The sequence below is a fragment of the Magnetococcales bacterium genome (assembly GCA_015231925.1).
Lineage (GTDB): Bacteria > Pseudomonadota > Magnetococcia > Magnetococcales > JADGAQ01 > JADGAQ01.
Map to the genome: position 1 here is coordinate 1 of JADGAQ010000187.1, position 8104 is coordinate 8104.

The following is an 8104-nucleotide window of genomic DNA, read 5'->3' on the forward strand; positions in this document are numbered from 1 at the left end:
CGGATTGCAACGCGGCCAGGGACCAAAAGATGGTGAATGTCAACACGCCCTAATGTCTTTTTGGCCGGATCAAACTGGCCGCTCCTTCGATCATCAGACGGGCCAGCACCTGGGGGTGAAACATGCGCTTCAATATCTCCCGATAGGGGGCGCTGCCGGTGAAGGTGTCCCATAAGGCGGAGCTGAGACGGTGGGGGGAGTGGGCATCGGCCTGTTCCCGGGCGGCGGTGCGCACCATGGCGGCGCGGAAACCGGGGATGCGGCGCAGGATATCGTCCCCGTAAAACAGAAAATGGCCCAGATTGTTGTCCCGGGCGATCTCCCGTGCCGTGGGCCAGAAGCCCTTGCGAAAATGATGCGCCGATACCCCGTGAGAAACGGCGGTCAGGGCGCAGGCCTTGGCGCTACGATAGGCGGCGCCGATGCCGTCCTTGTAAAGGCGCGATACCCCGCAATCCCCAACCAGCACCACCCGGTCGGCGAAGGGGTAACTGGGATTACCCACGTTGATGCGCGGCATGCACTGGCACGGCGCTACCGGAATCGACCAGTTCGGCGGCAGGCAGCGTTGCACCTCCGGAGCCTGCACCACCCGTTCCACCAGCCCCTTGTCGATATTGTCCCCCAGAATGATCAGGGTGGCGTAGTGGCCCTTCGGGGTGAGCGCGGCGAATTTGAGGCCGGGAATATTGAGCAGAAAGACATGCATGGCCTGCCCCAGAAGCTCATGCACCGTGTCGTCGCCGATGTAGAACTCGGCGATATAGGCCTTGGCCGTGGTCGGGGGGCGATAGGGAAAGCCCAGATCCGCAAAGAGCTTCAGGCTGGAACCGTTCAGTCCCACTGCGCCCACCAGAAGATCGTAAGTCTCTTCGTAACCATCCCGTCCGGTGACCCGGGGATGGTGCAGATCCCATTGCAGCTTGACCACCCGTTGCGGAATGTGTTGCGCCCCGTGCTTGCGGGCCAGCCCCAGAAGAAACCAGTCGAAGGAGTCCCAGGGCAGAGGAGTTTGTTTCTCCGCTCCTTCCGGTCCCCCGCCGCGATAGATGCAGGCGATGCGCATTTCCTGCACCGGAGCCTGGATGCGCACACTGCCCACTTCGGTGTGCAGGGTATAGGAGTCGAGGGTGTCGATGACCACTTCCGGGGGCAGTTGAATGCCATCGGCGGCCATGTGTTGCACCAGCGACTCCGAAATGATGCCCCCGCACATGTTGCAGCCACGGGGGCCTGTCAGATAGAACTCCTTGGGCTCGAAGATGTCCACCTTCAGGTCGAGATCGACCCGATGGGCCATTTCCAACAGGAAATAGGCCGTCAGCGATCCTGCCGGCCCGCCGCCCACCACGGCAATCCGAGAGCCGTTCTTCAGTTCCAGGTTGTTCAACGCCTGATGTTGCCCAGCCATGTATCGATCCCCTGGGCGTTGATCTCCAGATCCATGGCCAGAAGGCCTTTGGCACGAGACCAGGAAAACCCCGGCAGATGTTGGGCCAACTCATCCCGATAGATCTCTTCCAGACCCGTGTGCAGCCAGGCCAGCCGTTCGGGGGCCGGCAGGGGCGCTTGAACGGCCATGTGCCGGATCCGTTCGATCCAGTGGTGCAATGCCTGGGCCATGCTCTCTTCGAACCCGACCATGCCGAAATGGGTCAGAAACAGGTTGCGAGGTTTCAGGGCGGCCAAACGATCCACCGTTTCCTGGTATATTTCTGGTTCAAACTGCACCGGAGTTGTCGCGGGGAAGAGGAACGGGCGTTCCGAATCCGGGCAGGTCAACTCCGGGTAGGCGATGCCGAAGGCGTCACCGGTGAACAACGAGCCGCTTGCGGCTTCGAAGAGACAAAAATGGTGACGGGCATGTCCCGGACTGTCCACGACCGTGAAAAGGCGTTCACCCACACGGATCTCCAGACCGTCGCTCCCTTCGACGCAACGTTCGGCGGGGGCGGGGACGATGTCCTCGAAGGCAACCCGAAAGGTCTCCTCGCCGTAGACCGCCATCACCCCCAGGCGCAGTTTTTCCGGTTCCACCAGATGACGCAGCCCTTTGGGATGCACCAGCAGTTTGGCGTTGGGCAGCTCCCGCAGCAAGCCCCCCGCACCTCCGGCGTGGTCGAGGTGGACATGGGTGACGATCACCCATTCCACGGCTTCACGGGGCAGTTTCCGCTCCTCCAGCAGGGTCAGAAAACGTTTCGCGGCGGGCAGTGGTCCGGTCTCCACGATGGCGGCGGATCCTTGCCGGCTCTGCACCAGATAGCCTGCGGCACAGCGATCCCGATGGTATCCGGTATCGACCAGGGTGATGTCGAAGGGCAGGGATTGGAAAAGCGTTTTATCCATGAAACGTCAAGACCTTATGAAAGGGAGAAAACGGTCCTTCAACCGGGATGAAGACTGAAATGACCCGGCAAGAATTGCCGCTGTGGAGAATTCTGCCGTATCAGTTTACATAATCCTGCTTGATTTTTAACGGAAAAAATCCCGGAACAAATCCTGCCCTGGGGCCTGGGGAGTATAATGGCTTCGGGAGGTGGGAAATATCATGACGATTCAGCGCACGTCGCCCCTTGCCGGGGTGTCGCCGGTGGGGGAAGAAGAGCGGGCCGGGGGGAGATTGCGGTTCTGGCCGCAGCCTCCACTCCGACCGGTGCGGGATCAGGGGGAGTCCGGGCTGCAACGGCCTGCCGGCAGTCTCTGGCCCTTGCAGGCCTTCTGCGTGACCTTTTCCCGATGGTGGCAGTCCCTCGCGGAGGCGGCACCCCAGGCTCGGGACACGCTGCTGGCCATTCCGGAGCGTTTGGGAAAAGGCCTTGTGGATATCTGCTACACCTTCCGGGGCGTGTTGCGTCGCCGGGAGGCGGCGTTCCCGATTCCGCCCGCCACCCGCAGCGGCGCGCCGGATCCGCAACCCCGTCGCCCGGCGGAAACCACGGGCTGGTCCCGCCAGTCCAGCGTCACCCATCTCTCCTCCGGAGGCAAGCTGGCCAGTCGCATCCTGGTCCATCTGGCGGCGTCGCCCCGGGAGCAGGAGAGTCTGCTTTCCACCCTGGGCGAGGAGATCCGTCAGGGACGCCACGGGGAAGAGACCTTGCGGCAGGCCCGAGGCGTGGTTTCCCGCCTGCTGGAGATACCTTCCGAGTAGCGCGTTCCGTGCCAAGGGATTGTTTTTGACTGCGGAATGTGAGACCTTACCCGCCGTATTCCGGTCGTCGCGGTTTTTGGGGCGGGGGTGTGGCATGAAGGCGGGAAACAGAGGGGCAATCTCTCGAAGAGGCTGGCTGGTGGCGGCGCTGCTCGGTGTGTTGTTCTGGGGGGACGGTGGCAAGGCTGCGGCGCAGAATCCCGAACCCGAGGAGGTGGCGCCCATCGAACGGCTGCAAAAGCTGATCAGCGGGCTCACCACCCTGGAAGGGGATTTCACCCAGGAGTCCTTCAGCGAGGGCCGGGGACGCCTGAAGGTCAGTCAGGGTCATCTGACCGCAGCCCGTCCGGGACGCTTCCGCTGGGATTACCAGCAGCCCTACGAACAGATCATCGTCTCCGACGGCAAGCTGATCTGGTACTACGAACCCGATCTCAAACAGGTCACCCAGGTGGGGGCCACCGGTCTGGATCGCAGCCCCGCCTCGGTGCTGGTGGACGGCAAACCCATCAAGGAGACCTTCGATTGGGAAGAGGTGCCCGGCGAACAGGGCAAAGCCCCCTCCATCCGCCTCACACCCAAAAAAGAGAGCAACTTCCGCAAGATCCAGATCACCCTCCATCCGAAGCGGGATCAGTTGCTGAGCATGGAAGTCGAGGATACCCTCGGCAACCGCTCGGTGATCTATTTCGAGAATCTGGTGGTCAACCGCAAACTGGATCCGGGCCTGTTCACCTTCAAGATCCCTCCCGGAGTGGATCTCATCGAGCAATAGGAGAGTCCGATGCCATCCTTCGATATCGTATCGGAAGTGGAGATGCAGGAAGTGGACAACGCCCTGCATCAGTCGGTCAAGGAGATCGAGACCCGTTATGACTTCAAGGGCTCCAAATCGAGCCTGGAACGGGAGGAGAACGTCATCGTCCTGCTGGCCGACGACGACTACAAACGGGAGCAGGTTCTCGACATCCTCAAGACCAAGCTGATCCGGCGCAAGGTCGATCCCAAGTCGCTGGACTACGGCAAGGTGGAAGAGGCCTCGGGCAGCATGGTGCGGCAGCGCATCACCGTGCGCCAGGGGGTGGAGGAGGACAAGGCCAAACAGATCGTCAAACGCATCAAGGAGGCGGGACTGAAGGTGCAAACCGCCATTCAGGGCAACCAGTTGCGTGTTACCGGCAAGAAAAAGGACGATCTGCAAAGCGTCATCGCCCTGCTTCGGGAGGTCGATGTGGGTCAACCGCTGCAATTCACCAATTTCCGGGACTGAATGAAGTCTTCACGCAGCAAGGCTGGCGGGAAAAAGGCCTCCGCCGCATCCGCGTCGCCCCGGGTGGGTTTGATCTCCCTGGGGTGCGCCAAGAACCAGGTCGATTCCGAACACCTGCTGGGGCAGTTCCTCAGCCGGGGCTACCGCCTGACCGCCAATCCGGAAAAGGCCCAGGTGCTGGTGGTCAACACCTGTGGTTTCCTGGCGGCGGCGGAAGAGGAGTCCCGTGAGGCGATTCGGGAGATGAGCGCCATCCGGCAGGCTCATCCCGACAAGCGTCTGGTGGTGACGGGCTGTCTGGCGCAACGCATGGGAGATGCCCTGCTGGCCGATATTCCGGGCATCGACCTGATGGTGGGTTCCGCCCAGAGCCAGGAGGTGGTGACCCTGCTGGACCAGGTGAACCGGGGCGTGGTCCCGAAATATCAGGTGAAGATTCCCCTGCAACTGGAAAACAGCGGCATGCCACGGGTGCGCATCACCCCGGCGTATACGGCCTATCTGAAAATTGCCGAAGGCTGCGACAATCCGTGCAGTTTCTGCATCATCCCGCAACTGCGGGGACACTTCCGCTCGCGTCCGCCGGAGGATCTGCTCACCGAGGCGCGACATCTGGTGGCGGAGGGGGTGAAGGAGCTCAATCTGGTCTCCCAGGATACCACCCTCTACGGGCGGGATCTGCAGCCGAGAAGCTCCCTGTCGGTCCTGATCCGGGAGTTGGACGCCCTTCCGGGTCTGCGCTGGATTCGTCTGCTCTATCTCTATCCCACCCTGATCAACGAGGAGCTGTTGCGGACCATGGCCGCTTCGGCCCATGTGCTGCCCTATTTCGACATGCCTCTGCAACACGTCGACGGGGGGGTGCTGGCCGCCATGCGACGGGCCGAGAGGCCGGAGGGCATTCGCAAACTGCTGACGCGCATTCGGGAGATTCTGCCCGAGGCGACCCTGCGTACCACCTTTCTGGTGGGCTTTCCGGGGGAGAGCGAGGCCGCCTTCGCCAACCTGGAAGCCCTGGTGGCCGAGGGCTGGTTCGATCATGTGGGGGTTTTCTGCTACTCCGACGAAGCGGAAGCCGCCTCCCACGCTTTTGAAAACAAGGTGCCGCAAGAGATCGCCGAAGCCCGCCGCGAGCGGATCATGGCCGTGCAGCAGGAGATCAGCCGTCAGCGGCTGGCCCGCCGGGTGGGACAACGGCTGACGGTGCTGGTGGAAGGGCCTTCGGAGGAGAATCAGGGCATTCTGACGGGACGTAGCGCGGCCCAGGCCCCGGAAGTGGACGGACAGGTCTTTCTGGTGGAGGGCTGGGCCGAGGCGGGCAGCCTGGTGGAGGTGGAGGTGACCCAGGCCCACGAATACGATCTGGTGGGCCGCATCCGCAAGGTGCTGTAGCCGTGAACACCCCCCTGGCGGATCGCATGCGTCCCCGCAGTCTGGAAGAGGTGGTGGGTCAGGAACACCTGACCGGGGAGGGTGGCCTGTTGCGGGAGGCGTTGGCGCGGGGCTTTCTGCCCTCGCTGATCCTCTGGGGGCCCCCCGGCAGCGGCAAAACCACTCTGGCCCGGTTGCTGGCCGAGACGGCGGGTTTGCAGTGGGTGGCGCTGTCGGCGGTGTTCGCCGGGGTCAAGGAGGTGCGGGAGGTCATCGCTGCGGCCCGCGACTCCCGCAACGCCGGTTTGGGACCAACCCTGCTCTTCATGGACGAGGTGCATCGCTTCAACCGCAGCCAGCAGGACGCCTTTCTGGGCAGTGTGGAGGAGGGGCTGCTGGTGCTGGTGGGGGCCACCACCGAAAACCCCTCCTTCTCCCTCAACGCGGCGCTGCTCTCCCGCTGCCGGGTGCTGGTTCTGCAACCGCTGCCGGCGGAGAAGGTGGTGACCATTCTGCAACGGGCTCTGCACGATACGGAGCGGGGTTTCGGGACGGAGCCGGTCACCCTGGAAGAGGGGCTGTTGCAACGCATGGCCGAACTGGCCGACGGGGATGCCCGCTACGCCTTGAACCTGCTGGAGTCGTTGCTGCTGTGGGGGCGCACCGCCGGTCAGGAAGGAAGAAGCCTGGGGGCGCAGGAGTTCGAGCAGGCCCTGCAGCAGCGGGCAGCCCGCTACGACCGGGAGGGGGAGGCCCACTACGACCTGATTTCGGCTCTGCACAAGGCGTTGCGGGGTTCCGACTGCGATGCGGCCCTCTATTGGCTGGCGCGCATGTTCGCGGGAGGCGAGGACGGGCTCTACATCGCCCGACGTCTGATCCGCTTCGCCTCGGAAGACGTGGGCAACGCCGATCCCCAGGCCCTGCCGCTGGCCATGGCGGCGCGGGAGGCCTTTCATTTTCTGGGCAAGCCGGAAGGGGAGCTGGCTCTGGCTCAGGTGGTGGTCTATCTGGCCACCGCGCCCAAGAGCAACAGTGTCTATGTGGCCTACGGCAAGGCTCAGGAGGCGGCGAAACGCTACGGTTCGCCCTCCCCGCCCCTGGAGGTGCGCAACGCTCCCACCCGGCTGATGAAGGAGTTGGGTTACGGTGCGGGTTATCGTTACGCCCACGATTACGAACACGGCTATGTGGCCCAGGAGTATTTGCCGGCCAATCTGCGTCATCTCACCTTCTACACCCCGGTGGAACGCGGTTTCGAACGGGAGATCGCCCGTCGCATGGCTTTCTGGCAGCGTTTGAAGACCAGGGAAACAGAGGGACGATGAGATGGGCCGGGAACTGGGGAAACTCTATCGGGAGGGCGAGACCATCTACCGCCAGGGGGAGAAGGCGGACAGCCTGTTCGTGGTGCAGAAGGGGCAGGTCGAGCTGGTGGTGTTGACGGAGACCGGGGAGTACCCCCTGGGCCGTCTCAAGGAGGGGGATTGTTTCGGCGAGGTCTCCCTGTTTGCCGAAAAGACCCGTTTCTCCACCGCCAGGGCGCTGGGAGAGGCCCGGGTGCTGAAGGTGGATCAAAAACAGTTCATCGGCCAGTTGCATCACGACCCCTCCCTGGCCTTTCGCATCATGCGCCGCATGGCGCAACGCCTCTACGAACAGGATCATCTGCTGATCGGCAAACAGGTCGAGGGTCCGCCCGCCCTCTCCCGGAGGGAGCCGCTGGAGGTGGAGTCCTTCCGCGCCTTCCTTCAGGAAGAGGTGGGTCGGGCCAGGAGACTCTATCAGAAGCTCTCCCTGGCGCTTCTTGAAGTGGGGAACCCGGAGTGGCTGGAACGACTCCAAGAGGTATTGCGGGAGCAGTTGCGCAAGACCGACGTGATTCTCCCTTTGGTGGGTGGTCGCCTGGGCGTGGTGCTGTACGAAGCCGATGGCCAGGCCGCCATGACCGCGTTGCACAAGGGAGCGCGGGAATTTTCCCGGCAGAACGGCGGGGAGCCGGCTTTTTGCGGCGGGGTGGCGGTCTTTCCGGAATACACCGAGTCCGAAGCCTTGTGGCAGGTGGTCGAAGACCTGCTGTCGGCGGCCACGCTCCGTGGTGGGGATACCCTTCTTCTGGCCGATCCGCCGGAGGATTTTCAGGGGGATCGGGAAGGGGCTTTCCCCTATTCGGTCCCGCTTTCGGCCTTGGGAAACCGTTCACGGGGTTGGTTGCGACGTCTGTTGCGCAAGACCCGGTAACGTTCATTTTTTCAGTTATACGGGGGTCCGGGGGGGATTATCCCCCCCGGCGGGGTTCGGGGCGGAGCCCC

At 63.1% G+C, this 8104-nt stretch carries 8 protein-coding genes; 6 read left to right on the top strand and 2 right to left on the bottom strand.

The window, feature by feature from the left end:
* Window positions 1–49: 49 nt before the first annotated feature.
* Both HQL56_16235 and HQL56_16240 read right to left on the bottom strand, forming a co-directional pair.
* Complete coding sequence (locus tag HQL56_16235; GenBank protein MBF0311064.1) at window positions 50–1411, bottom strand: hypothetical protein; 1362 nt, start codon at window positions 1409–1411, stop codon at window positions 50–52.
* On the bottom strand, window positions 1387–2349 hold the full coding sequence (locus HQL56_16240) for an MBL fold metallo-hydrolase (protein MBF0311065.1): 963 nt from the start codon (window positions 2347–2349) through the stop codon (window positions 1387–1389). The genes HQL56_16235 and HQL56_16240 overlap by 25 nt, the downstream gene beginning before the upstream one ends.
* 202 nt (window positions 2350–2551) lie before the next feature.
* Between HQL56_16240 and HQL56_16245 the strand changes: the two genes are divergently transcribed.
* The 6 genes from HQL56_16245 (at window position 2552) to HQL56_16270 (ending at window position 8033) form a co-directional block, all read left to right on the top strand.
* The gene (locus tag HQL56_16245; protein MBF0311066.1) at window positions 2552–3151 is read left to right on the top strand and encodes a hypothetical protein; all 600 of its coding nucleotides are present in this window, start codon (window positions 2552–2554) and stop codon (window positions 3149–3151) included.
* Between the two features lie 94 nt (window positions 3152–3245).
* Entirely contained in the window at window positions 3246–3926 is a 681-nt protein-coding gene (gene lolA, locus HQL56_16250; protein ID MBF0311067.1) for an outer membrane lipoprotein chaperone LolA, read from the top strand.
* Between the two features lie 9 nt (window positions 3927–3935).
* Window positions 3936–4421, top strand: coding sequence for a YajQ family cyclic di-GMP-binding protein (locus HQL56_16255; protein ID MBF0311068.1), 486 nt, complete (start codon window positions 3936–3938; stop codon window positions 4419–4421).
* Window positions 4422–5813 carry a 30S ribosomal protein S12 methylthiotransferase RimO gene (gene rimO, locus HQL56_16260; GenBank protein MBF0311069.1) on the top strand — a complete coding sequence of 464 codons (1392 nt, stop codon included), beginning with the start codon at window positions 4422–4424 and terminating at the stop codon, window positions 5811–5813.
* A gap of 26 nt (window positions 5814–5839) precedes the next feature.
* The gene (locus HQL56_16265) at window positions 5840–7120 is read left to right on the top strand and encodes a replication-associated recombination protein A (GenBank protein MBF0311070.1); all 1281 of its coding nucleotides are present in this window, start codon (window positions 5840–5842) and stop codon (window positions 7118–7120) included.
* A 1-nt stretch (window position 7121) separates the two neighbouring features.
* Window positions 7122–8033, top strand: a complete 912-nt coding sequence (locus tag HQL56_16270; GenBank protein MBF0311071.1) for a cyclic nucleotide-binding domain-containing protein — start codon at window positions 7122–7124, stop codon at window positions 8031–8033.
* Window positions 8034–8104 lie beyond the last annotated feature (71 nt).

Excerpts from the sequence above, each read along its gene's own strand:
- lolA (MBF0311067.1), top strand. The coding sequence starts at position 3,246 with ATGAAGGCGGGAAACAGAGGGGCAATCTCTCGAAGAGGCTGGCTGGTG.
- HQL56_16270 (MBF0311071.1), top strand. The coding sequence starts at position 7,122 with ATGGGCCGGGAACTGGGGAAACTCTATCGGGAGGGCGAGACCATCTAC.
- HQL56_16235 (MBF0311064.1), bottom strand. The coding sequence starts at position 1,411 with ATGGCTGGGCAACATCAGGCGTTGAACAACCTGGAACTGAAGAACGGC.
- rimO (MBF0311069.1), top strand. The coding sequence starts at position 4,422 with ATGAAGTCTTCACGCAGCAAGGCTGGCGGGAAAAAGGCCTCCGCCGCA.
- HQL56_16265 (MBF0311070.1), top strand. The coding sequence starts at position 5,840 with ATGCGTCCCCGCAGTCTGGAAGAGGTGGTGGGTCAGGAACACCTGACC.
- HQL56_16255 (MBF0311068.1), top strand. The coding sequence starts at position 3,936 with ATGCCATCCTTCGATATCGTATCGGAAGTGGAGATGCAGGAAGTGGAC.
- HQL56_16240 (MBF0311065.1), bottom strand. The coding sequence starts at position 2,349 with ATGGATAAAACGCTTTTCCAATCCCTGCCCTTCGACATCACCCTGGTC.
- HQL56_16245 (MBF0311066.1), top strand. The coding sequence starts at position 2,552 with ATGACGATTCAGCGCACGTCGCCCCTTGCCGGGGTGTCGCCGGTGGGG.